This is a genomic window from Streptomyces sp. SAT1 (genome assembly GCF_001654495.1).
GTDB lineage: Bacteria > Actinomycetota > Actinomycetes > Streptomycetales > Streptomycetaceae > Streptomyces > Streptomyces andamanensis.
Map to the genome: position 1 here is coordinate 3,452,224 of NZ_CP015849.1, position 22,490 is coordinate 3,474,713.

A 22,490-nucleotide genomic window follows, 5' to 3' on the forward strand; every position below is an offset into this window, starting at 1 on the left:
CCGCCCGCTGGGGGAAGGCCGTCGGCGGCACCCCGCTGGTGCCACCACGGCCGGGCGGGCGGGCGTACCGCGCAGGTGTCCCCGGGCCGGGTCCGGGCACGCCGCAGGGCCCGGCCGCCGGAGCGACCGGGCCTCGCGGCCTCCGCACGCGGCGGACCGGCTCAGGCGAGCAGCGCCGGGATGGTGCCCTCGTGGGCCTCGCGCAGCTCGTCCAGCGTCAGCGCGAACTCGCCCTGCACCTCGACCGTGTCGCCGTCGACGACACCGATCCGGGTGGCGGGCAGGCCGCGCGCGCCGCACATGTCGGTGAAGCGGACCTCCTCCGAGCGCGGCACGGAGACGATCGCGCGCCCGGCCGACTCGGAGAGCAGGAAGGTGAACGCGTCCAGGCCGTCCGGGACGACCAGCCGCGCGCCCTTGCCGCCGAGCAGCGCGGACTCCACGACGGCCTGGACCAGGCCGCCGTCGGACAGGTCGTGCGCGGAGTCGACCATGCCGTCGCGGGAGGCGGAGATCAGGATCTCGGCCAGCAGCCGCTCGCGCTCCAGGTCGACCACGGGCGGCAGACCGCCGAGGTGGTCGTGGACCACCTGCGACCAGGCCGAACCGCCGAACTCCTCGCGGGTGTCGCCGAGAAGGTAGATCAGCTGGCCCTCCTCCTGGAAGGCGGCCGGGGTGCGGCGGGCCACGTCGTCGATCACACCGAGGACGGCGACGACCGGCGTCGGGTGGATGGCCACCTCGCCGGTCTGGTTGTAGAGCGAGACGTTGCCGCCGGTCACCGGCGTGCCGAGCTGGAGGCAGCCGTCCGCGAGACCGCGCACGGCCTCGGTGAACTGCCACATGACCGCCGGGTCCTCGGGCGAGCCGAAGTTCAGGCAGTCGGAGACCGCCAGCGGCCTGGCGCCCGTGGTGGCGACGTTGCGGTACGCCTCCGCCAGCGCGAGCTGCGCACCGGTGTACGGGTCGAGCTTGGCGTAGCGGCCGTTGCCGTCCGTGGCGAGGGCGACGCCGAGGCCGGTCTCCTCGTCGATGCGGATCATGCCGGAGTCCTCGGGCATGGCCAGCACGGTGTTGCCCTGCACGAAGTGGTCGTACTGCTGGGTGATCCACTTCTTGGACGCCTGGTTGGGCGAGGCCACCAGCTTCAGGACCTGCGCCTTCAGCTCCTCGGCCGACTCCGGCCGGGGCAGCTTGTTCGCGTCGTCGGCCTGGAGGGCGTCCTGCCAGGACGGGCGGGCGTAGGGGCGCTCGTAGACGGGGCCCTCGTGCGCGACCGTGCGCGGGTCGACGTCGACGATCTTGCCGCCGTGCCAGTAGATCTCCAGGCGGTCGCCGTCGGTGACCTCACCGATGACGGTGGCGATGACGTCCCACTTGGCGCAGATCTCCAGGAACCGGTCGACCTTCTCCGGCTCCACGACCGCGCACATGCGCTCCTGCGACTCGCTCATGAGGATCTCCTCGGGCGAGAGCGTCGAGTCGCGCAGCGGGACGTCGTCCAGGGTGACGCGCATGCCGCCGGAGCCGTTGGAGGCCAGCTCGGAGGTGGCGCAGGACAGGCCGGCCGCGCCGAGGTCCTGGATGCCGACGACCAGCTTCTCGGCGAACGCCTCCAGGGTGCACTCGATGAGCAGCTTCTCCTGGAAGGGGTCGCCGACCTGGACGGCGGGGCGCTTGGACGGCTTGGCATCGTCGAAGGTCTCGGAGGCGAGGATGGAGGCGCCGCCGATGCCGTCGCCGCCGGTCCTGGCCCCGTACAGGATGACCTTGTTGCCCGCGCCGGACGCCTTGGCGAGGTGGATGTCCTCGTGCTTCATGACGCCGATGGCACCGGCGTTGACCAGCGGGTTGCCCTGGTAGCAGGCGTCGAAGACGACCTCGCCGCCGATGTTGGGCAGGCCCAGGCAGTTGCCGTAGCCGCCGATGCCCGCGACCACGCCGGGCAGCACCCGCTTGGTGTCGGGGTGGTCGGCGGCGCCGAAGCGCAGCGGGTCCACGACGGCGACCGGGCGGGCGCCCATCGCGATGATGTCGCGCACGATGCCGCCGACGCCGGTGGCCGCGCCCTGGTAGGGCTCCACGTACGAGGGGTGGTTGTGCGACTCCACCTTGAAGGTGACGGCGTAGCCCTGGCCGACGTCCACGACACCGGCGTTCTCGCCGATGCCGACGAGCATCGCGTCGGACTCGGGGGCCTTCTCGCCGAACTGGCGCAGATGCACCTTGGAGGACTTGTACGAGCAGTGCTCGGACCACATCACGGAGTACATGGCCAGCTCGGCGCCGGTCGGGCGGCGGCCGAGGATCTCCACGACCCGCTCGTACTCGTCCTTCTTCAGGCCCAGTTCGGCCCAGGGCAGCTCGACGTCGGGGGTCGCGGCCGCGTGCTCGACCGTGTCCAGAGGCGTCCTGCTCATGCGGTGACCAGCTTCTTGAGGATCGAGGTGAAGAACGGGAGGCCGTCGGTGCGGCCGGTGCCGATCAGCGGCTCGGTGGCGTGCTCGGGGTGCGGCATCAGGCCGACCACGTTGCCGGCCTCGTTGGTGACGCCGGCGATGTCGTTGAGCGAGCCGTTGGGGTTGACGTCGAGGTAGCGGAAGGCGACCCGCCCCTCGGCCTCCAGCTTGTCCAGCGTGTACCGGTCGGCCACGTAGCGGCCGTCCATGTTCTTCAGCGGGATGTGGATCTCCTGGCCGGCCGTGTAGTCGGCGGTCCAGGCGGTCTCCGCGTTCTCCACCCGCAGCTTCTGGTCGCGGCAGATGAAGTGCAGGTGGTCGTTGCCGAGCATGCCGCCGGGGAGCAGGTGGGCCTCGGTGAGGACCTGGAAGCCGTTGCAGATGCCGAGGACCGGCAGACCTGCCTTCGCCTGCTCGATGACGGTCTCCATCACCGGCGAGAAGCGGGAGATGGCACCGGCCCGCAGATAGTCGCCGTAGGAGAAGCCGCCGGGCAGGACGACCGCGTCGACCTGCCTGAGGTCCTTGTCCTTGTGCCAGAGGGCGACCGGTTCGGCGCCCGCCAGGCGGATCGCCCGCTGGGTGTCGCGGTCGTCGAGGCTGCCCGGGAAAGTGACGACGCCAATACGAGCGGTCACTTCGCGGCCCCCGCAACCACGTCGTCGGACTCGACCTTGACGGTGAAGTCCTCGATGACGGTGTTGGCGAGGAAGGATTCGGCAAGATCGTGAATGCGGGCGAGCGCGGCCTCGTCGACGGGCCCGTCCACTTCCAGTTCGAATCGCTTTCCCTGACGTACGTCGGAGATGCCGTCGAAACCCAGGCGCGGCAGTGCGCGCTGCACCGCCTGGCCCTGGGGGTCGAGGATCTCCGGCTTGAGCATGACGTCGACTACGACGCGTGCCACTGGCACTCCCGGTGTGTGGTGCTGAGCAGGTTCCTTCAGACTACCCGTACGAAATTTCTACGCGGGTAGACCTGTAGGAAAGTACGTGACGCCGGTCACGATCGGGCCTCGATCGGGGGGCTTCGTGAAAAGTTCTGGGAAAGTTCGGCGTTCCGCCCCGCATCGGGTATTGCGCTGTGCCACGCGGGGACACGCGGACAGATTTAGTCGGGGCTTCACTTCACAATGCTCGGCACTGTACAAATGAATTGGCAACAGCCGATACTTTTCCCGATAACCGGCGGACAGCCGGCATCTCCGAACGTCCCCGCATGTCATGGCGGAGCAGATGGGCGCGGAGGTGCCGAACGAAGGGACCGATATTCGTGGCGCAGCGTGTCGTGGTCACTCTCTTTGACGACATCGACGGCTCGGAAGCGGCGGAGACGATCGCCTTCGGACTCGACGGCAGGTTCTACGAGATCGACCTGAACCAAACCAATGCCAAGAAACTGCGTAAGGCGCTGGAGCCCTACGTCGAGGCGGGCCGCAAGCGGTCCAGGTCGGGCAAGGCCTACCGGCAGACGGAGGTGGCCCCCGACCCGGCCGCCGTCAGGGCCTGGGCACAGGCCAACAAGATGGACGTGCCGGCCCGCGGACGCATCCCCAAGAAGGTCTACGAGGCGTTCAGCGCGGCCCAGTGACGGGCGGCGGTCCGGGCCGGCCGCCCGGACGGACGCCGCGGGAGCGGCCCCAGGGACCGTCAGCGGCCCCTGGGAGCAGCCGACTTGCGCTACCCCCCTGCTGATCAGCTAATGTCTGGAGCACGCCGAGGGGCGAGGCCGAAAGGCCGAGACCCACGGAGTACATGCGGGTGTAGTTCAGTAGTAGAACATCCCCCTTCCAGGGGGAAGGCGCAGTGTGCGATCCCTGTCACCCGCTCTGCACCACCGGTCCGACCACGCGAGTGGATCAGGTAGGCTGGTGCCCGCGCCGATCGGTGAGAGCCGGTCGGAGGCAATGCGGACGTAGCTCAGTTGGTAGAGCGCAACCTTGCCAAGGTTGAGGTCGCGAGTTCGAGCCTCGTCGTCCGCTCGGGAATGAGACCCCGGTCCATCGGACCGGGGTCTTTTCGTGTCCCGTCCCCGGGTCCGCGCACTCTTCCCTGCCCGTTTCCCGCTCACGCCCTGCCCGCTTCCCTGCTCGCGACTGACATTTGTCATTCCGTCCGATGACATCGCGCACTGCGCGGAGCCCGCGTCCGCCCCGACGCTGGAGCCATGGACAGGAACGAACACGAGCACGTGATTGAGGTCACCGACCTACGACGTGTGTACGGGGGCGGGTTCGAGGCCGTACGCGGCATCACGTTTCACGTGAAACAAGGAGAGATCTTCGCCCTGCTCGGCACCAACGGCGCCGGAAAGACCTCGACGGTCGAGGTGCTGGAGGGGCTGGCCGCGCCGTCCGCGGGACGCGTCCGGGTGCTGGGCCACGACCCCTTCACCGAGCGGGCCGCCGTACGGCCGCGTACCGGCGTGATGCTCCAGGAGGGCGGCTTCCCCTCCGAACTGACCGTCAGCGAGACCACACGGATGTGGGCGGGCTGTGTGAGCGGAGCCCGCGACCCCCGGGAAGCCCTCGCCCTGGTCGGTCTGGAGCGGCGCGCGGACGTCCGGGTGAAGCAGTTGTCCGGCGGTGAGCGGCGCCGGCTGGACCTGGCGCTCGCCCTGCTCGGCGACCCCGAGGTGCTGTTCCTGGACGAGCCGACCACCGGGCTGGACGCCGAGGGCCGCCGGGACACCTGGGACCTGGTCCGGGCCCTGCGTGACGCGGGCACCACCGTGCTGCTCACCACGCACTACCTGGAGGAGGCCGAGGGCCTCGCCGATCGGCTCGCGATCCTGCACGAGGGGCGCATCGCCGTATCCGGCACCCCGGCCGAGGTCACGGCCGCACAGCCGTCCCGGATCTCCTTCGAGCTGCCCGCCGGCTACTTCCCCGGCGATCTCCCGCCGCTCGCCGCCCTGGGTGTGTGCGGGCACGACGTGCAGGGCCGCGTCCTACGGCTGCACACCAGGGAGTTGCAGCGCACCGCCACCGAACTGCTCCTGTGGGCCCGGCGGTCCGGGCTCGCGCTGCACGGCCTGGACGCCCGGTCGGCCTCACTGGAGGAGGCGTTCCTGACCATCGCCCGAGAGGTATCGGCACCCGGCGAGCCCGCGGAGCCGAGGAAGCCGGAGCACGCCGTATGACCAGCATCGCCACCCCCATCGGCACGGCCCGCGCCGACCGGGCGTCCAGCACACCGCGGAGCCGTATGACCGCCCTCGCCCGCGCCGAACTGACCCTGTTCGTACGGAGCCGGAGCACCCTCGTCGCCGCCGGACTCGTCCCGCTGGTGCTGCCGTTCAGCCTGCACTCGGCGGCCGAGGGGATGAACCTCAAGGACGCCGGGCTCACCGTCGGGCTCGTCATGCTGCCCGCCGCCCTCGGCTTCTCCCTGCTGTTCGCCGTGTACTCCACGCTCGTCGGCGTGTTCGTCGCCCGGCGCGAGCAGCTCGTCCTCAAGCGGCTGCGCACGGGTGAGGCGCGGGACACCGAGATCCTGGCCGGGACCGCGCTCCCGGCGCTCGTCACGGGGCTCGGGCAGTCGCTGATCCTCATTGCCGCCTGTACGGCCCTGCTGCATGTGCCCGCCCCGCACGCGCCCCACCTCGCCGTGCTCGGGCTGCTGCTGGGGCTGGCGCTGTGCCTGACCCTGGCTGCGGTCACCGCGGGCCTGACCCGCACCACGGAGAGCGCCCAGGTCACCTCGATCCCGCTGATCATGGTGTCGGCGGTGGGCTCAGGGATCGGCGTCCCGCTGGAGATCCTTCCCGACCGGGTGGCCCACCTGTGCGAACTGCTCCCCCTGACCCCGGCGATCACCCTGCTGCGCGGCGGCTGGACCGGCGGGCTCAGCGGGTTCGAGGTGCTGCGGGCCCTGGTGCTCGCCCTGGTCTGGCTGACGCTCGCGGTGTTCGCTGTGCGACGGTGGTTCCGCTGGGAGCCCCGGCGCTGAGACACGGGCCGGAACGAACGGCACGAAGTCAACGGGCGGAACGGGCGGAACGGATGGACGGAGAAGCGCGGTGTTCGACGGCATCCGGCGGTGGCAGCGGCGGCAGTGGCGGGAGCGCAGCAAGGCGGAACGGGTCGAGCTGCACAGCGTGATCATGCTGTGCGCGGCGGAGTGGGTGTTCTCGCTCACCTGGATGGCGCCCCCGGTCGTCGCCGGGGTGCGTCACCGGCCGCTGCCCCTCGTCCTCGCGGGGCTGCTGATCGTCGTCGGTGTGCTCCAGTGCGCGGCCGCCAACCGGCTCGCCCAGCCCGCCTTCGACCACTTCCTGGGCCGCAGTCGGCTGTCCGGACGCGCGCTGACCACCTCCTTCGGGCTGCTGGTCGCGGCGCTCGTCCTGCCGTTCGCGCTGATCGCCGCCGACGGGCTCGACCCCTGGGCGGCCCGGCTCGCGGTCGGTGCCGCCCTGCTGATGTTCGGCCTCGTCTACGCGCTGATCGTGTCCGTCCCCGTGTTCCTGCGCCGGTCCGCCGTGGTGGGGCTGCTCGTCATGGCGGCGGACGCCCTCACCGTCCAGGAACCCGCCGACGTCCTGATGATCGCGGTGCTGGTCGCCTTCACCATCGGCTTCGCGCTGCTGGCCGCGCGTTGCAGCGCCTGGACGCTGTCCGTGCTGTGGGAGGCCGAACGCGCCCGCGAGGTCGAGGCGCGGCTGGCCGTCGCCGAGGAGCGGCTGCGCTTCGGACGGGACCTGCACGACGTGCTGGGCCGCAATCTCGCGGTGATCGCGCTGAAGGCCGAGCTGGCCGTGCAGTGGGGGCGGCGCGGACGGCCCGACGCGGTGGAGCAGATGATCGAGGTGCAGCGGCTGGCGCAGGAGTCCCAGCGGGAGGTGCGTGCCGTGGTCCGCGGCTACCGGGAGGCCGACCTCGGGGCGGAACTCGCCGGTGCCCAAGGGGTGCTGGCCGCCGCGGGCATCGACTGCGCCGTCACCGGCTCGGCCACCCGGCTGCCCGCCGCGGCGCAGTCAGCGCTCGGCTGGGTGGTCCGCGAGGCCGCCACCAATGTGCTGCGGCACGGCGACGCGCGGCAGTGCGCCATCTCCCTGCGGGTACGCGACGGCTGGGCCGAGCTGACGGTCGAGAACGACGGCGTGCCCGAGACGCCGCCCGGCGGCCGGCCGGGCTCCGGCCTCGCGGGACTCCGCGAACGCCTCTCGGAACTCGACGGCCTGCTGCACGCGGGGCCCGCGGGCCCCGGCCGCTTCCGGCTGACCGCCGAGGTGCCGCTCCCGGCCGAGGCGGGCCGGACACGGTCCGGACCGGGGACGGGGACGGGGACGGGGACGGGGACGGGGACGGAGCAGGAGGCAGCACAGAAGCTGGTGTCAGGGTCGGAGTCGGAGTCGGAGTCGGAGTCGGAGTCGGAGTCGGTGGAGGGTGCCATGGCGGAGGAGACACGGTCGGTGCGTGAGGCCGGTGGGATCGGCAGATGACGACGCACCGCGAGGCCGGGCCCGTACGGCTGCTGCTGGCCGACGACGAACACCTCATCCGGGGCGCGCTCGCCGCGCTGCTCTCGCTGGAGGACGACCTGCTGGTGGTCGCGGAGGCGGCGAGCGGCCCCGAGGCACTGGCCATGGCACGGGCGCACGCACCCGATGTCGCCGTGCTGGATCTCCAGATGCCGGGCGCCGACGGTGTGAAGGTCGCCACATCGCTGCGCACGGAACTGCCCGGCTGCCGGGTGCTGATCGTGACCGGCCACGGCCGCCCGGGGCATCTGAAGCGGGCGCTGGCCGCGGGTGTGCGCGGCTTCGTGCCCAAGACGGTCAGCGCCCAGCGGCTCGCCGAGATCATCCGTACCGTCCATGGCGGAAACCGCTACATCGACCCGGAGTTGGCCGCCGACGCGATCTCCGCCGGTGACTCCCCGCTGACCGCGCGGGAGGCGGAGGTGCTGGAACTGGCGGCGGACGGCGCCCCCGTCACGGAGATCGCCGAGCGGGCCGCGCTCTCCCCCGGCACCGTCCGCAACTACCTGTCGTCGGCCGTGACCAAGCTGGGCGCGGAGAACCGGCATGCCGCGGTGCGGCTCGCCCGCGAGCGAGGTTGGGTATAGTTGCTCTCGCGCCACGGCGCACTGCGGACGTAGCTCAGTTGGTAGAGCGCAACCTTGCCAAGGTTGAGGTCGCGAGTTCGAGCCTCGTCGTCCGCTCCAGCAAGAAGCCCCCCGGTCTCGGCCGGGGGGCTTCTTCGTGCGCTAGGGCCTGTCGTCAAATTCCCGTCGTCCGCCCGGAGGGCGGGCCTCGCGGCGTCAGGTGCGTGCTATCGGCGTGCCGGGCCCTGACCCGCGTACTGGACGTACTCGGGTCTGGGCCCGGTGCGGCGAGAGTGCGTGCATGGCGTCGCGGGGCAGGCGGGAATTTGACGAGAGGTCCTAGGACCAGCTCGTACCGGTCAGCCGCTCGTACGCCTCCACGTACTTGCCCCGGGTCGCCTCCACCACCGCCGCGGGGAGCGGCGGCGGGGGCTGCTCGCCGGTGCGGTCCCAGCCGGACTCCGCGGAGGTCAGCCAGTCCCGCACGAACTGCTTGTCGTACGACGGCTGCGCGCGCCCCGGCTGCCACTGGTCGGCGGGCCAGAAGCGGGAGGAGTCCGGTGTCAGCACCTCGTCCGCGAGGACCAGCGTCTCCCCCTCGAAGCCGAACTCGAACTTGGTGTCGGCGAGGAGGATCCCCCGCTCCCGGGCGATGTCCCGGGCCCGGCCGTAGACGGCGAGGGTCGTCTGGCGCAGCTGGGCGGCCGTCTCGGCGCCGACCTGGCGGGCCACCTCCTCGTAGGAGACGTTCTCGTCGTGCTCGCCGACCTCGGCCTTGGTGGCCGGGGTGAAGATCGGGGCGGGCAGCTCGGAGCCGTCGACGAGGCCCTCGGGGAGGGCGAGGCCGCACACCGTGCGGGAGGCGTTGTACTCGGCCAGGCCCGAGCCGGTGAGGTAGCCGCGGGCCACGCACTCCACCGGGACCATCCGCAGCGACTTGCAGACGAGCGTGCGCCCGGCCCAGTCGGCGGGGGCGCCCTCGGGGACGTCGGAGCTGATGACGTGGTGGGGGACGAGGTCGGCGAGCCGGTCGAACCACCACAGGGAGAGCCTCGTGAGAATGCGCCCCTTGTCGGGGATCTCGGTGGGCAGCACCCAGTCGTAGGCGGACATGCGGTCGCTGGCGACCATCACGAGGTCGCCCGCCTCGTTCTGGTACAGGTCGCGCACCTTGCCGGTGTGCAGATGCACCAGACCCGGAACCTGGATCGGCTCGGGCTTTTCGACGAATCCGGACACGGTTCCTCCCCGTGGTTCTGTCCAATGGCTCGATTCTCCCGTATCGGACACGGGCCGCGGACAGCGGGTGGAGCGCGGGTCAGTCACGCTTGCAGATGCGGTCCAGGAGGTTGGCCGTGGCCCGCTGCACGCGCGCGTCGACATGGCCGGGGCGGTCCAGCGCGGGTGACCAGGCGAACGTCCCGGACGCGAAGACCAGGGCACCGGACGGCGCCCGGTACAGGGACGTCTCCTGGTGGCGCGGGACGCCCTCGCCGTCGGTGTACGGGGAGTGGGCGAGGAGGATGCGGCGCTGGTGGTGGGGGAGCGGGGTGCGCGGGAAGTAGCGGTCGGCCTCGCCCGCGACCAGGCCCTCGATCGCGTCGCCCTCCCGGGCGCCGGTCGCCTCCCACAGCCAGTGGCCGGCGTTGCGCACGATCAGCGGGTGCGGATCGGGGACACCGCCCGCGTACTGGATGCCGATCAGCTGCTGCTCGGGCCGGTCGATCTCCCGCCACAGCACCGGGCGGCCGGGGCCCTTGCGCTTGCGGCAGGTCAGCAGGCGGTCGGGGACCCCGGCCGGGGAGGGGCCCAGTTCGACCTGCCAGTACATGGTGTTGGCGGAGAGGAAGACCAGGGACGTGCCGTGCTCGCGGGCGCGTTCGGCGGTGCGGCGCATCGGGACGGACCAGTACTCGTCGTGGCCGGGGAAGACCAGGCCGCGGTAGCGGGTGGGGTCGACCCGGCCCGCGTGCAGGTCGCGGGCGTCGGCGTAGGCGAGGTCGTAGCCGTAGCGCTCGGCCCAGCGGATGAAGTCGTAGGCGTGGCCCACGTGCATCGGCAGGCCCGCGCCCGCGTACGGCCGGTCGAAGGAGACCGTGGTGGCGGCGTCGGCCTCGCCGAGCAGCCGGCCGTCCTCGTCCCAGGCGTGGTAGAGGCTGGCGCCGGTGCGGCCGTCCTCCGGGTAGAGGTTGTAGGCCTGCCAGGTGACGTCGGGCAGCAGCAGGAGCAGATCGGCGGGGTGGCTGTCGCGGACGGTGAAGGGGATGTGGGAGCGGTAGCCGTCGGCGGTGGTCAGTACCGCGACGTACGCGCCGATGCTCCAGTACGAGGGGATCTGCAACCGCCACGACAGCCACCAGTGGTGGCAGGACACGGTGCGGTCGGCGGTGAGCGGCGGCGGCTGGACGATGCCGGACAGCCGCGGGCTGGTGGTGATCTTGGCCGCCCCGTCGCCGCCGTAGTGGCCGATGCGGTAGACGTCGACGCCGAATTCCTGGGGCGGGTCCACGGTGACGTGGAAGTCGATCGCCTCGCCGGGCGTGACGGCGCCCGTGGAGGCGAAGCCCTTGATCTGACGGTGCACGTCGTCGGCCGAACGGGGGCCGACCTCGGCGGGCCGGGGCGCCGGGACGCGGGACGCGGTGCCGCCCGGCCCGTCGCCGGGGGCGGACGGCGCGGCCGGGTCGACGTACCAGGGCACGACATGGCCGCTGTCGTCGAAGTACGTCTCGCTGCCCCGCAGCCAGGGCACGGGACCCTGGCCGAACGGATCGGTGACGGCGTGCGCGAGTGCTCCCGACTCCCAGCGGCGGACACGGTCCGGTCCCATGGCTGTTCCCCTCCCTCGTCCCCCGTGCTCTGTCGTGACCGGCGGTGCGGTGCGGATGCGTTTCTGCGCTTCCGTCCGGCCGGTGTGTCCGTGCGCCCTGGTGGGTGTGCGGTGCGTCCTGATGTGGGTGTGCGGTGCGGGTGTGCAGTGCGGGTGCGTCCTGCTGCCGGGTGCCGTGATCCGGGTCCGGGTCCGTGTCCGGACGGCTGGGGTGGCCGGTGGCCGGGTGGTGTGCCGACCGGTCCGGCGCGCCGTGCGTCCTGGTGCGGGCGGGCAGCGCGGGACGGCGCCCGTCTGTCGTATGTCGTGTGCGATTGCCACGTGCGCGGTCGGTCCCAGCACATCACATGACGCACGCATGCTGTCACTACTCGTTGCGAATTGACCGAAAGTGGAAGTCGGGGGTCCGGTAGGCCGCCCTCCGGATCCGCGTCCGCCGGGTTCAGGCCAGCCGCACCGGCTTTTCCGGCCGTATGCCCGCGTCGATCAGCCAGGTCCGCAACGGGCCCGGATCGCCGTCCTCGACCAGGGCGAGGACCTTGGGGCCGAGGTCGGCGGCTCTCTCGCCGTCGATCAGCAGGGAGGGGCCGTCGAGCCAGTCGAGGCCGGGGGCGGCCCCGGCGGTGTCCATCGCGGCGCAGCACACCATCGCGGTGACGTGGTCGGCGAGGAGTTCCCGGCCGGTGCGCGGCGGCTGGAGCGGGAGGAGGGGAAGCGCGCCCTCGTCCCAGGGAGGTTCGGCGGGGGTCTGTCCACCGCTCTCCGCCGACGCCGGGGCGGCGGGCGCGGCGGCCTCCTCCCGGGCCAGCTCCGCGCTGAGCCCGGCGGCGAGCGCGGCACCGCGCTCGGTGCCCGGGTCGGACTCGTCGTCGTCCGGCCCGTACGACTCGTCCGGCCCGTATGACTCGTCCAGGCCGTATGCCTCGTCCGGGCCGTACGGCTCATGCGGCTCGTCCGCCCCGACCGGTCGTCCGGCCGCCGGGGCGGCCTGGGCCTTCTCGACGGATCCGGCGGGCCCGGGGGCTCCGGCGGGCCCGGCAAGTCCAGCGGGTCCGGGGGCTCCGGCAGGTCCGGCAGGTCCGGTGGGCTCAGCCGGTCGGGGCGCTTCGGCCGTTCGGGTGGGTTCAGCCGTGCCGGGGGGCTCGGCCGGTCCGTGCGGCGGGGACGCGAGGAGGTGGTCGGCGGAGAGATGCCGCAGGACCCGTTCCAGCGTCGCGCCGTGCGGGTCGCCGGCCGGGGAGCCGGGGGCGCGGCGGACGCCCAGCGCGTCCAGTACGCGGTGCAGGCGGGCGGCGTCGGTGCGCCACTTGCGGTCGACGACCTCCTCCGGGTAGTCCGCCCAGTCCACCGGGGCCCAGTCCGGACCGGTCCCGGCCGGGCCGCCGTGGAAGAGCCGCGCCGCCAGCAGCGAGGTCGCCTCGTCCACCGTGCCGGGCTCCTCCAGCAGGTCGCAGGCGGGCCGCTCGCCCAGCCGCGAGGCGAACCCCTCGGCCAGGCGGTCGCGCCGGGACAGCTCCGTGAGGGCCGCGACGACGCCCGCGTCCAGCCGGGACGGCCAGCGACCCATCCGCCAGGCGGGCAGCGCCACCCGGGTCAGCAGCCGGTCCCAGCCCGCGTACGCCAGGCCCACCTGCTCCTGGGCGACGATCCGCAGCCCGTAGTCCACAGCCTGTGCACGGTCGGCCGCCGCCGCGGCCACGCCCCGTTCCATCAGGGCCGCGTCCTCCCGGCAGCCGCGGAGCATCAGCCGGGCCACCCAGCCGACGGCCGCGCACACCGCGTGGGACAGCGGACACCGCCCGGAAGTCGAGGCGGCGGCCACCGCCGCGTCCAGCCCGCGGACGAACCGGCGGGCGGCGGCTATGTCGGGGTGCGCCGAGGGGCCCGTACCGGCCACGACCGGGGCGAGGACGGCCCGCAGCTCGCCGACGCGCATCCACCACAGGAACGGGGAGCCGATGACCAGCACCGGCGCGGCCGCCGCCCGGCGGGAGCGGCCCGCCGGCGGGGCGCCGGGGCCGTCCGGCTCGTCCCGGTCGGCGCCCGCGGGGTGTCCGTGGGCCGGATGCGTCCGGTCCTCCAGCCAGCTGTCGCAGTCCGGGGTCAGCGCTATGGCGGACGGGGCCGGGACGTCGAGCCGGTCGGCGAGGTCGCGCACCAGGCGGTACAGGTCCGGGGCGGACTCCTCCGGGACCGGGACCGTGGGGCTCATCGCGGGGCGGGCGCGGGCGACGACCGCCCCGATGCCGACGGCGGCCAGCAGGACGACGACCGCCACGGCGCCGACCACCCACCGGGCGAGGTCCCAGCCGTGGCCCACGAGATGGCCGGTGGAACCGCCGACGAGCAGGATCACGGCGACGGCGGCGGGCAGCAGGGCGACGGCCAGCGCGCGTCCGCGGACACGCAGCACGGCCAGGGCCCGGGAGCGCGCCGACTGCGCACTGCCTTCCACACCGGTTCCGGTCACGACCGGACGTCACCCCCTCCCGACTGTCCTGAACTGCCCTGTGGTGCTCACTCCCCCACTGTGGCACCCGCCACTGACATCGCAATGCCGGTGGGCCAAGTGCCGGAACGCTTGCGCCGCACCCTAGTTGGGGGTCCGGCCCACGTCAGCCGGATGGGCCATTGCTCACTCGATGGAATGGCTTTGGTCAGAGGTGGATGACACAGAGCAAAGATCAGGCCCCGGATTCTGTCCGGGGCCTGATCATCGGAAAAGGGTGCCTGAGGCCCTTGGCTAGGCGCCCGCCGCCGCCTTGGCGGCGATGTCGGTGCGATGCTGGGAGCCGTCGAGGCGGATGCGGCCGACCGCCGTGTACGCGCGTTCGCGCGCCTCGGCGAGGTCCTTGCCGACAGCCGTGACGGACAGGACGCGGCCGCCCGCGCTCAGGACGGCGCCGTCCTCCTGCCGGGTGCCTGCGTGCAGGACGTAGGCGTGCGGGGCGTCCTCGGCGGCCACCTCGTCGAGACCCGTGATCGGGTCGCCGGTGCGCGGGGTGCCGGGGTAGTTGTGCGAGGCGACGACCACGGTCACGGCCGCCTCGTCGCTCCAGCGCAGCGGCTCCAGGTCGCCGAGGGTCCCGGTGGCCGCGGCCAGCAGGACGCCCGCCAGCGGGGTCCGCAGGCGGGCCAGGACGACCTGGGTCTCCGGGTCGCCGAACCGGGCGTTGAACTCGATCACCCGGATCCCGCGGCCGGTGATCGCGAGCCCCGCGTAGAGCAGCCCGGAGAACGGGGTGCCCCGGCGGCGCAGCTCGTCGACGGTGGGCTGGAGGACGGTCCGCAGCACCTCGTCCACCAGGGTGGGTTCCACCCAGGGCAGCGGCGAGTACGCGCCCATGCCGCCCGTGTTCGGGCCCGCGTCGCCGTCCAGGGCGCGCTTGAAGTCCTGGGCGGGCTGGAGCGGGAGCACCGTCACACCGTCGGTGACGGCGAAGAGGGAGACCTCGGGGCCGTCGAGGAACTCCTCGACGACCACGCGGTCACAGGCGGCGGCGTGGGACCTGGCCGCCTCGATGTCGTCGGTGACGACGACACCCTTTCCGGCGGCGAGCCCGTCGTCCTTGACGACATAGGGAGCGCCGAAGGCGCCCAGCGCCGCGTCGGTCTCCTCGGGCGTGGTGCACACGTAGGACCGGGCCGTGGGGACGCCGGCCCCGGCCATCACGTCCTTGGCGAACGCCTTGGAGCCCTCCAGCCGCGCGGCCTGACCGGACGGCCCGAAGACCGGGACGCCCGCCTCGCGCACGGCGTCGGCGACCCCGGCGACCAGCGGCGCCTCGGGCCCGACGACCACCAGATCGGCACCGAGCCGGGTGGCCAGCGCTGCGACGGCCGCGCCGTCGAGGGCGTCGACCTGGTGCAGCTCGGCGACCTCGGCGATACCGGCGTTGCCGGGCGCGCAGTGCAGCGCGGTGACGTCGGGGTCGAGGGACAGGGAACGGCACAGGGCGTGCTCACGAGCACCGCCGCCGATGACGAGGACCTTCACGGGGTCAGCCTAACGGCAGAGCGCGGCACCCCCTTGTGCGGGTTGCCGAGGGGGCGGAGGCCAGGTGCTCGTACGTTCCTCCGAAGCCGGCGAAGCCCGTAGGACCCGGTGGGGCCCCGCCGCCCGCTACTCCTGCTCCGTTACTCCGTCGGGTACTCGTCGACGACGGTCGCGCCCAGCTCCCGCACGATCAGGTCGTGGCCGGACAGGGCCGACTCGTCGAGGTCCGGGTCGTCGTCCTCGGGAATGTCGTCCTCGGGGGCCACGGGCGCGGGCTCGGGGGCGGCGGGCCGGGCCGGGCGGGCCGACTGGGACGCAGCCGGGGAGCCGCCGGGGCCCGGGGCCGCCGTACGCGCCGGGGCCGGGCGGTCCGCGGCCGGGGCGGACCCGGGAGCCGCGGATCCGGCCGGGGAGCCCGCCGTACGCTGCGGGGCCGCGCCGCCACCGGGGAAGGCACCGCCGCCTCCGCCGTACCCGCCGCCTCCGTAGCCGCCGGCGGGCTGCGGGACGGGGGCGCCGCCGCCCGACGGGTCGACGACCGCCTCGACCTTCCACTGGACGTTGAACTGCTCGGCCAGCGCCTGCCGCAGTACGTCCTCGCTGCCGCTGCCGGCGAAGTTGTCGCGGGCGCCCGCGTTGACGAAGCCGAGTTGGAGGGTGGTGCCGTCGAACCCGGTGACCTGGGCGTTCTGGCTGAGCAGGATCCAGGTGAAGCGGCGGCGGTTCTTCACCGCCTCCAGGATGTTGGGCCACAGCTGGCGCGGGTCGAGCCCGCCGCCCGCCGGGGCGGGCGCGGCGGCGGCCGGAGCCTGGGGCGCGGGGGCGGCGGAGGCCGCCTGCGGGGTGTGCGCGGGGGCCGGTGCCGCGCCGGGCCGGGCCGCGGGCTGACCGCCACCGGGTGCCGCGGCCGTGGGCCAGCCGCCGGGCCGCCGGGCACCGGATCCGGCACCGGCACCGGCACCGGCGCCGGATCCCGCACCCGCTCCGGCGGGCGCCGCCGTGGGCCAGGCGCCGGGCGCGGCCGCGGGAGCCGACGCGGGCGCGGCCTCCGGGGACGGCGCGACGGCCGGGGCCGGGGACTGCTGCGGTGAGGCGGCGGGAGCCTGCGGCGCCTCGTGCGCGGGCGCTCCCTGGGGCTGAGGGCGGTCGGCGGCGGGCGCGGCGGACCCCTGGCCGTACTCCCCGGCGCCCGCGGGCACGGCCGCTCCGCCCGGCGCGGCAGGAGCGGCGAGGGGAGAACCGTCCGCCCCTCCGGCGCCACCGGGCGCTCCCTGGGACCCCGGCACACCGGGCGACGTCCCCTGGGGCCCCGGTGTCCGCACCGCCGCGCGGGCCGCCGCCGCACCGCCGCCGGGCGGCACCGGGGCACCGGCCGCGGCGGCTCCGCCGTGGGCCTCGGGTCCGGGCACGTACCCCATCGCGGGGGCTCCGGCGCCGGTGCTGAAGTGCACGCCGCGCTCGATGCGGTCGAGGCGGGCCATCACGGACCGCTCGTCGCCGTACGCGGCGGGCAGCAGCACGCGCGCGCAGATCAGTTCGAGCTGGAGGCGGGGCGAGGTGGCGCCGCGCATCTCCGTCAGTCCCTCGTTGACCAGGTCGGCGGCGCGGCTCAGCTCGGCGGCGCCGAAGGAGCGGGCCTGGGCCTGCATGCGCTCGATCACGTCGGCGGGCGCGTCGATGAGACCCTTCTCGGCCGCGTCGGGCACGGCGGCCAGGATCACCAGGTCCCGCAGCCGCTCCAGCAGGTCGGCGACGAAGCGCCGCGGGTCGTTGCCGCCCTCGATGATGCGGTCGACGACCTCGAAGGCACCGGAGCCGTCACCGGACGAGAACGCCTCGACCACCGAGTCGAGCAGTGAACCGTCCGTGTACCCGAGGAGCGAGGTGGCCATGGCGTACGTCACACCGGCCTCGCCCGCACCGGCGAGCAACTGGTCCATGACGGACATCGAGTCACGCACGGATCCGGCACCGGCCCGCACGACCAGCGGAAGCACCCCGTCCTCGACCGGGATGGCCTCCTTCCCGCACACCTCGCCCAGGTAGTCCCGCAGGGTGCCGGGCGGCACCAGCCGGAAGGGGTAGTGGTGGGTCCGCGAACGGATCGTCCCGATGACCTTCTCGGGCTCCGTGGTGGCGAAGATGAACTTCAGATGCTCCGGCGGCTCCTCCACCACCTTGAGCAGCGCGTTGAAACCGGCCGACGTGACCATGTGGGCCTCGTCGATGATGTAGATCTTGTACCGGCTGCGCGCGGGCCCGAAGAACGCCTTCTCGCGCAGGTCACGGGCGTCGTCCACACCGCCGTGCGACGCGGCGTCGATCTCGATGACGTCGATGGAGCCGGGCCCGTTGCGCGCCAGGTCACGGCAGGAGTCGCACTCGCCGCAGGGCGTGGGCGTCGGGCCGTTCTCGCAGTTCAGGCAGCGGGCGAGGATGCGTGCGCTGGTCGTCTTGCCGCAGCCGCGCGGACCACTGAACAGATACGCGTGATTGACCCGGTTGTTCCGCAGCGCCTGCTGCAGCGGGTCGGTGACATGCTCCTGCCCGATGACCTCGGCGAAGGACTCCGGTCGGTAGCGGCGGTACAGCGCGAGAGACGACACGCATACGAGGTTATAGGCGCCCACCGACAACCGGCGTGGCCCGCGGATCCACCCGCCCACGCAAGGGCCCCCCACGCACCCGCCAGAGCCGACCTACCCTTGCTGCCTTCCGGCCCTGGGGGAGTTCAGTCAGATAGCGCCGCGTGAGGGGCTGCCGAAAGACTACCCGATCCCGGGGGCCGAGAACGAGTTCGCGAGCACTCCTCCGCGTCATGTAATGTTCCCAGCGGAGGATTCGCCTAGAGGCCTAGGGCGCACGCTTGGAAAGCGTGTTGGGGGCAACCCCTCACGAGTTCGAATCTCGTATCCTCCGCCAGTGCCTCACCGGGCACGATGTCGAAGGGCCCCCTGGAAACAGGGGGCCCTTCGACGTTGGTGGTCTCGGTTGCGGCCATCCCTCTGCCGCTTTATCCGCTCTCCGCTCTCCGCTCTCCGCTCTCCGACAAGGATCACGAATGACGCAGAGCACACCCGGCCCGGTCGGTCGCTTTCACTCGGGGCGTGTGGTCGAGGGGCGCCCGCAGGCTCTGGACGCCTGGCGTGTCACGACCGGCGACGCGGAGGTGGCCGCCCGCGTCGCCGGTCTGCTGGGCGGTCGGCCTCAGCCGAACGAAGGGGGAGAAGGACTCGCCCACGAAGTGCTGACGAAGACGGAGACGGTACGCGTACTCCTGGAGGGACCCGACGCGGTGGCGTCCCACATGGTGCTCTGGGGCAGCAAGGGGATCGTCCACCGATGCGACGGCCTGGAGTTCCTGTCGCCGGAGGAGAAGAAGGGCCAGCCGTGCGGCTGCCCTCCGCTGCTTGCGGACAGGAGGCTGGCGGCCAGGGAAGGGCGCGGCCCGTCGCCGTCCATCAGCCTCACCTTCCGGATCGCCGCGGAACCCGCGCTCGGCGAGTTCCGCTTCATGAGCGGCTCGTGGCAGTTGGCCGTGCAGCTCGCCGACCTGGCGGACGCGCTGGAGCGGGTCGGCGGCCCGGCCGTCTGCGACCTCACCCTGGAGCTCGTCGTCTGCACGACCAAGGCGGGGAGGAGTGTCTGCTACCGGAAGCCGGTGGTCACCGTGCTCGGCAGCCCCGGTGCCGTTGCTCCCCAGTCCCCGCCACCGGCTGCCGAGCCCGCGCCTGCCCCCGCGCCCTCTCCGCTCCGCCGCAGGGCCAGGCCGGCCCCCGAGTCCACGGCCCCCGAACCCACCGTCCCGCCCTCGCCCGAGCCGAGCCGCACGGTCAGCGTGGACGCCGCTCTGCTCCGCCGGGCCGCCGAGGTGCTCGGCACCGACGGCCACGAGGAGACCGTCACCGCCGCCCTGTCCGAGATCGTGGCGGGACGGCGGCGGACCGCGGAACTCGTCCGGCTGCGCGAGCAGGTCGGGCGGATCGCCGCCATCGCGGGGCAGGCACTCCAGGGCCGGGATTCGTCACTCACCTGATCGGTTCCGGCCGTCCCTGACGGGGCGATGAGGCTCTCCGGCGCAGCCGGGTCACGGGCGGGGTCAGTTCGTGCCGATGTCGACCTGCGAGGTGGGGAAGCAGCTCGGGGCGGGCCGGGTCAGCATGTAGGCCATGCTGCCCACGGACTTGTGCAGGGCGCTCCCCGGGGCTTCGTCGACGATCAGCAGGGTGTCGCCGTGCGGGATCGCACCGGGGTCGAGGAGCGCGACGCGGCCGTTCTCCGGGTCCAGGGACATCGCCGCGCCGAGGTGGCCGGTGTCGACCGGGGTGACCTTGGAGTCACAGGTGGCCGAGGGGGTCAGGACGACGGCGGGCAGGCCCGCCCGCCGCAGCGCCGCCTGGAGCCCGGAGAGCTTCGTACCGACGATCTTGAGCGCGACGACCTTGTCGGGGCGGACCGTCACCGAGTAGTCGACGTTGGCGAAGGCGGGCGCGGAGCCGCCGCCCGTGGTCGGCGGAGCGACCGACGTCGCCTGCGGCGCGGCCGGACCGCTGCCCGCCTGGGTGCCCAGGACGACGGCGGTGACGGCGGCGGCCAGCCCGACCGAGGTGACCGCGATACGGCGGGTGTGGCGCGGCCGGACCGGGGCCGGGGAGGGGACGGGCAGGGCTGTGGCGCGGGCCGCCAGTTCGTCGCCGAGCCGCTGCTGGAAGTTGACGGGGACGTTCACGAGGCGGCCTCCAGGAGGGCGTTCAGGGACGGGTTGGACGGCGGGGTGGCGTTGCGCAGGGCCTTGCGGGCCCGGTGCAGGCGCATCCGGGCGGTGGCGGTGCCGATGCCCAGGGCCTGGGCGGCCTCCCGGGTGGTCAGGCCGTCGACGGCCACCAGGTCCAGCACGGCGCGCAGCGGTTCGGACAGCGCGGCGTGGTGCCCGGCCAGCTGCCGGGCGGCGCGGTCCGCGTCGATGCGCGACTCGATCGCGGCGGCGTCCTGCTCGTCCAGCAGCCGGTGGCCGGCGATCCTGGAGACGGCGCGCCGCTCCCGGGCGCTGCCGCGGAAGTGCGCGGCCAGGACGTTGCGGGCGATGCCGTACAGCCAGGCGAGGGGCGTGCCCCGCCGGGCGTCGTAACCGTCCGCCCGTTCCAGCGCGGTCAGGAAGATGTCGGCGGTCAGGTCGGCGGCCAGATGCACGCTGTCGGTACGCCGGGTGACGAAGCCGAGGACCGCGTCGAAGTTCTGCCGGTAGAACTCGGCGAACCCGGAGGGGTCTCGTACAGGCGGGGATACAGGTGGGGACATCGGGTGCTCCGTGGGCACGGACGCTCCTTGCGACGGGCGGGTCACTGCCTTACACCCCTACTTGGCTCCGGCGCCGCAAAGCGTCACATGGCCCCCGCCGGTGTGCGGCCGGGCCGAGCGCCCGCCGGGGTCAGTGGACGCGGTAGACGCGGCCCGTCTGGGCACCTTCGACGGAGCGTACGTAGGCCGTGGCCACGCGGGACACGGGGACGGCTTCCATGCCGGGGAAGAAGGGACCGTAGGCGGGGAGGGACTCCTCGACGACGGTGGGGCTCACGGCGTTGACGCGCTGGGGGGCGAGTTCGATCGCGGCGGCGCGGACGAAGGCGTCGACGGCGCCGTTCACCGCCGAGGCCGCCGCCCCGGAGGCGATCGGCTCCTCGGAGAGGATGCCGCTGACCAGCGTGAAGGAGCCGGTCGGCGCGATGTGGCGCGTGCCCTGGCGGACCAGTTCGATCTGGCTGAGCGCCTTGCCGCGGAAGGTCGCCGCGAAGTCCTCGGCGGTCAGGTCGGCCAGCGGCCCGAAGACCGCGTCGCCCGCCGCGACCGCCACCGCGTCCAGCCGGCCGGTGCTCGCGTAGAGCCGGGCCACCGCCTCGGGGTCGGTGACGTCCGCCTTCACGTCGCCGCCCGAGCGGCCCACACCGATCACCTCGTGCCCGCGCTCCGCGAGTGCCCGGCGCACCGCGCCGCCCAGCGTGCCACCCGCGCCGACCAGCAGAATCCTCACGACAAGCCACCGTCCTTCGTGCCAGAGAGATAGAAGAGAAGAGAGGTAGGGGGATAGGGAGATGGAGATGGGGAGATAGGGGGAGATAGGGGAGATAGAGATAGGGGGAGGTAGAGAGAGTGAGCGAGAGGAGCAGCCCGGGGTGTCCGGGCCTCTTCGACGCTAGAGACTCCGGGTCCGGTCGCGCAAATGCCGTCTGGGCAGGGACTATGCTCCGCAGGCATGAACGATGACGTGGAGCTGCGCCATCTGCGGGCCCTGGACGCGGTGGCCGCGGCCGGCACCGTCACGGCCGCCGCGGCCCGGCTGCACATGACGCAGCCCGCGCTGTCCCGGACGATCGCCCAGCTGGAGGCGCGGGTCGGCGTCCGGCTGGTGGACCGTTCCTCGCGGCGTCTGGCGCTGACCTCGGCCGGGACGACGCTGCTCGGGCACGGGCGGGCGATCCTCGCGCACCTGGACTCCGCGCTCGCCGACACCCGGGCCGTCTCGCGGCCGCTGCGCCTCGGGTACACCTGCGCGGTGCTCGGGCAGCAGACCGTGCCGCTGCTGCGCTCCTGGCGGCGGGCCCATCCGCATGTGCCGCTCGACGTGGTCCGGCAGGACAACAGCACCGCGGGCCTGGCCACCGGCGACACCGATGTGGCGGTGCTGCGCACCGTTCCCGCCGATCCGCGCATCCGCACCGAGGCCCTCTACCGGGAGGACCGGGTCGCCGCGCTCCCCGACGACCATCCCCTCGCGGGCCGGGAGCGGGTGCGGCTGGCCGAGCTGACCGCGGACCCGGGCCTCCCGCTGGCGCTGTGGCCCGACGCCGGCACCGCCTCGCCGGAACTGTGGCCGCCGGAGCGGCGTCCGGCGGCCACGGTCGAGGTGGGCAACGTGGACGAGTGGCTGAACCTGATCGCCACCGGCGCCGCGTTCGGGCTCGGCGCGGCGGGCACGGCCGAGAGCCACGGCCATCCGGGGGTGCGCTTCGTCCCGGTCTCCGACGCGCCCGCCGCCACGGTCTATCTGGCCCGCCCCGCCCATCCGACCCACCCGCGCACGGAGGAGTTCCTGGCGGCGGTCCGGGACGTGGTGAGCGCCTGAGCACGGCAGGCCCCGGGAAGGGGTGACTGCCGGGACG

The 22,490-nt window shown here is 73.4% G+C and carries 18 protein-coding genes, 4 tRNA genes and 1 other RNA gene; 11 read left to right on the forward strand and 12 right to left on the reverse strand.

What is annotated here, in order from left to right; translation table 11 throughout:
• Nucleotides 1-161 precede the first annotated feature (161 nt).
• The 3 genes from purL to purS are packed head-to-tail and all read right to left on the reverse strand — an operon-like array spanning nucleotide 162 to nucleotide 3,366.
• Nucleotides 162-2,420, reverse strand: a complete 2,259-nt coding sequence (gene purL / locus A8713_RS14925) for a phosphoribosylformylglycinamidine synthase subunit PurL (protein WP_064533948.1) — start codon at nucleotides 2,418-2,420, stop codon at nucleotides 162-164.
• A complete protein-coding gene (gene purQ / locus A8713_RS14930; RefSeq protein ID WP_018566381.1) occupies nucleotides 2,417-3,097 on the reverse strand; it encodes a phosphoribosylformylglycinamidine synthase subunit PurQ in 681 nt (226 codons plus the stop codon). The genes purL and purQ overlap by 4 nt, the downstream gene beginning before the upstream one ends.
• The gene (purS, locus tag A8713_RS14935; protein WP_018566380.1) at nucleotides 3,094-3,366 is read right to left on the reverse strand and encodes a phosphoribosylformylglycinamidine synthase subunit PurS; all 273 of its coding nucleotides are present in this window, start codon (nucleotides 3,364-3,366) and stop codon (nucleotides 3,094-3,096) included. Before purS ends, purQ begins: the two co-directional genes overlap by 4 nt.
• Before the next feature lie 365 nt (nucleotides 3,367-3,731).
• On the opposite strand from purS, the gene A8713_RS14940 reads away from it, so the two are divergent.
• The 8 genes from A8713_RS14940 (at nucleotide 3,732) to A8713_RS14975 (ending at nucleotide 8,626) form a co-directional block, all read left to right on the forward strand.
• Nucleotides 3,732-4,049: a histone-like nucleoid-structuring protein Lsr2 gene (locus A8713_RS14940; protein ID WP_064533949.1), complete on the forward strand. Its 318-nt coding sequence runs from the start codon at nucleotides 3,732-3,734 to the stop codon at nucleotides 4,047-4,049.
• Nucleotides 4,050-4,215: 166 nt separating this feature from the next.
• Nucleotides 4,216-4,287 (forward strand) — tRNA-Gly (locus A8713_RS14945).
• Nucleotides 4,288-4,367: 80 nt separating this feature from the next.
• A tRNA-Gly gene (locus A8713_RS14950) sits at nucleotides 4,368-4,440 on the forward strand.
• 185 nt (nucleotides 4,441-4,625) lie between these two features.
• Entirely contained in the window at nucleotides 4,626-5,600 is a 975-nt protein-coding gene (locus A8713_RS14955) for an ABC transporter ATP-binding protein (RefSeq protein ID WP_064533950.1), read from the forward strand.
• Nucleotides 5,597-6,409, forward strand: a complete 813-nt coding sequence (locus A8713_RS14960; protein WP_064533951.1) for an ABC transporter permease — start codon at nucleotides 5,597-5,599, stop codon at nucleotides 6,407-6,409. Before A8713_RS14955 ends, A8713_RS14960 begins: the two co-directional genes overlap by 4 nt.
• Before the next feature lie 70 nt (nucleotides 6,410-6,479).
• The gene (locus A8713_RS14965) at nucleotides 6,480-7,901 is read left to right on the forward strand and encodes a sensor histidine kinase (RefSeq protein WP_064533952.1); all 1,422 of its coding nucleotides are present in this window, start codon (nucleotides 6,480-6,482) and stop codon (nucleotides 7,899-7,901) included.
• The gene (locus A8713_RS14970; protein ID WP_064533953.1) at nucleotides 7,898-8,527 is read left to right on the forward strand and encodes a response regulator transcription factor; all 630 of its coding nucleotides are present in this window, start codon (nucleotides 7,898-7,900) and stop codon (nucleotides 8,525-8,527) included. Before A8713_RS14965 ends, A8713_RS14970 begins: the two co-directional genes overlap by 4 nt.
• Nucleotides 8,528-8,550: 23 nt before the next feature.
• Nucleotides 8,551-8,626, forward strand: a tRNA-Gly gene (locus A8713_RS14975).
• Nucleotides 8,627-8,845: 219 nt separating this feature from the next.
• Here A8713_RS14975 and A8713_RS14980 read toward each other — a convergent pair.
• The 6 genes from A8713_RS14980 to ffs all read right to left on the reverse strand — a co-directional run bounded on the left by A8713_RS14980 (nucleotide 8,846) and on the right by ffs (nucleotide 18,094).
• Nucleotides 8,846-9,745 (reverse strand): phosphoribosylaminoimidazolesuccinocarboxamide synthase, encoded by a 900-nt coding sequence (locus A8713_RS14980; protein WP_064533954.1) that lies wholly within the window; start codon nucleotides 9,743-9,745, stop codon nucleotides 8,846-8,848.
• A 79-nt stretch (nucleotides 9,746-9,824) separates the two neighbouring features.
• Nucleotides 9,825-11,336, reverse strand: a complete 1,512-nt coding sequence (locus tag A8713_RS14985; RefSeq protein ID WP_064533955.1) for a N,N-dimethylformamidase beta subunit family domain-containing protein — start codon at nucleotides 11,334-11,336, stop codon at nucleotides 9,825-9,827.
• Nucleotides 11,337-11,778: 442 nt separating this feature from the next.
• Entirely contained in the window at nucleotides 11,779-13,806 is a 2,028-nt protein-coding gene (locus A8713_RS14990; protein WP_173860849.1) for a hypothetical protein, read from the reverse strand.
• A 273-nt stretch (nucleotides 13,807-14,079) separates the two neighbouring features.
• Nucleotides 14,080-15,333 carry a phosphoribosylamine--glycine ligase gene (gene purD, locus A8713_RS14995; protein WP_064533956.1) on the reverse strand — a complete coding sequence of 418 codons (1,254 nt, stop codon included), beginning with the start codon at nucleotides 15,331-15,333 and terminating at the stop codon, nucleotides 14,080-14,082.
• Between the two features lie 140 nt (nucleotides 15,334-15,473).
• Nucleotides 15,474-17,939 (reverse strand): DNA polymerase III subunit gamma and tau, encoded by a 2,466-nt coding sequence (locus A8713_RS15000; RefSeq protein ID WP_064533957.1) that lies wholly within the window; start codon nucleotides 17,937-17,939, stop codon nucleotides 15,474-15,476.
• A gap of 60 nt (nucleotides 17,940-17,999) precedes the next feature.
• An RNA gene (gene ffs / locus A8713_RS15005) (signal recognition particle sRNA small type) lies at nucleotides 18,000-18,094 on the reverse strand.
• Between the two features lie 73 nt (nucleotides 18,095-18,167).
• Here ffs and A8713_RS15010 point away from each other — a divergent pair.
• A tRNA-Ser gene (locus tag A8713_RS15010) sits at nucleotides 18,168-18,255 on the forward strand.
• 139 nt (nucleotides 18,256-18,394) lie between these two features.
• On the forward strand, nucleotides 18,395-19,369 hold the full coding sequence (locus A8713_RS15015; protein WP_064533958.1) for a recombination directionality factor: 975 nt from the start codon (nucleotides 18,395-18,397) through the stop codon (nucleotides 19,367-19,369).
• Nucleotides 19,370-19,432: 63 nt separating this feature from the next.
• Here A8713_RS15015 and A8713_RS15020 read toward each other — a convergent pair whose 3' ends face one another.
• From A8713_RS15020 to A8713_RS15030, 3 genes are all read right to left on the reverse strand, one after another.
• Nucleotides 19,433-20,062, reverse strand: a complete 630-nt coding sequence (locus A8713_RS15020; RefSeq protein WP_064533959.1) for a hypothetical protein — start codon at nucleotides 20,060-20,062, stop codon at nucleotides 19,433-19,435.
• A complete protein-coding gene (locus tag A8713_RS15025; RefSeq protein ID WP_064537512.1) occupies nucleotides 20,059-20,631 on the reverse strand; it encodes an RNA polymerase sigma factor in 573 nt (190 codons plus the stop codon). Before A8713_RS15025 ends, A8713_RS15020 begins: the two co-directional genes overlap by 4 nt.
• 130 nt (nucleotides 20,632-20,761) lie before the next feature.
• Nucleotides 20,762-21,361: a short chain dehydrogenase gene (locus A8713_RS15030; protein ID WP_064533960.1), complete on the reverse strand. Its 600-nt coding sequence runs from the start codon at nucleotides 21,359-21,361 to the stop codon at nucleotides 20,762-20,764.
• Between the two features lie 222 nt (nucleotides 21,362-21,583).
• Here A8713_RS15030 and A8713_RS15035 point away from each other — a divergent pair, with 222 nt between their 5' ends.
• Nucleotides 21,584-22,453, forward strand: coding sequence for a LysR family transcriptional regulator (locus tag A8713_RS15035; protein ID WP_064533961.1), 870 nt, complete (start codon nucleotides 21,584-21,586; stop codon nucleotides 22,451-22,453).
• Nucleotides 22,454-22,490 lie beyond the last annotated feature (37 nt).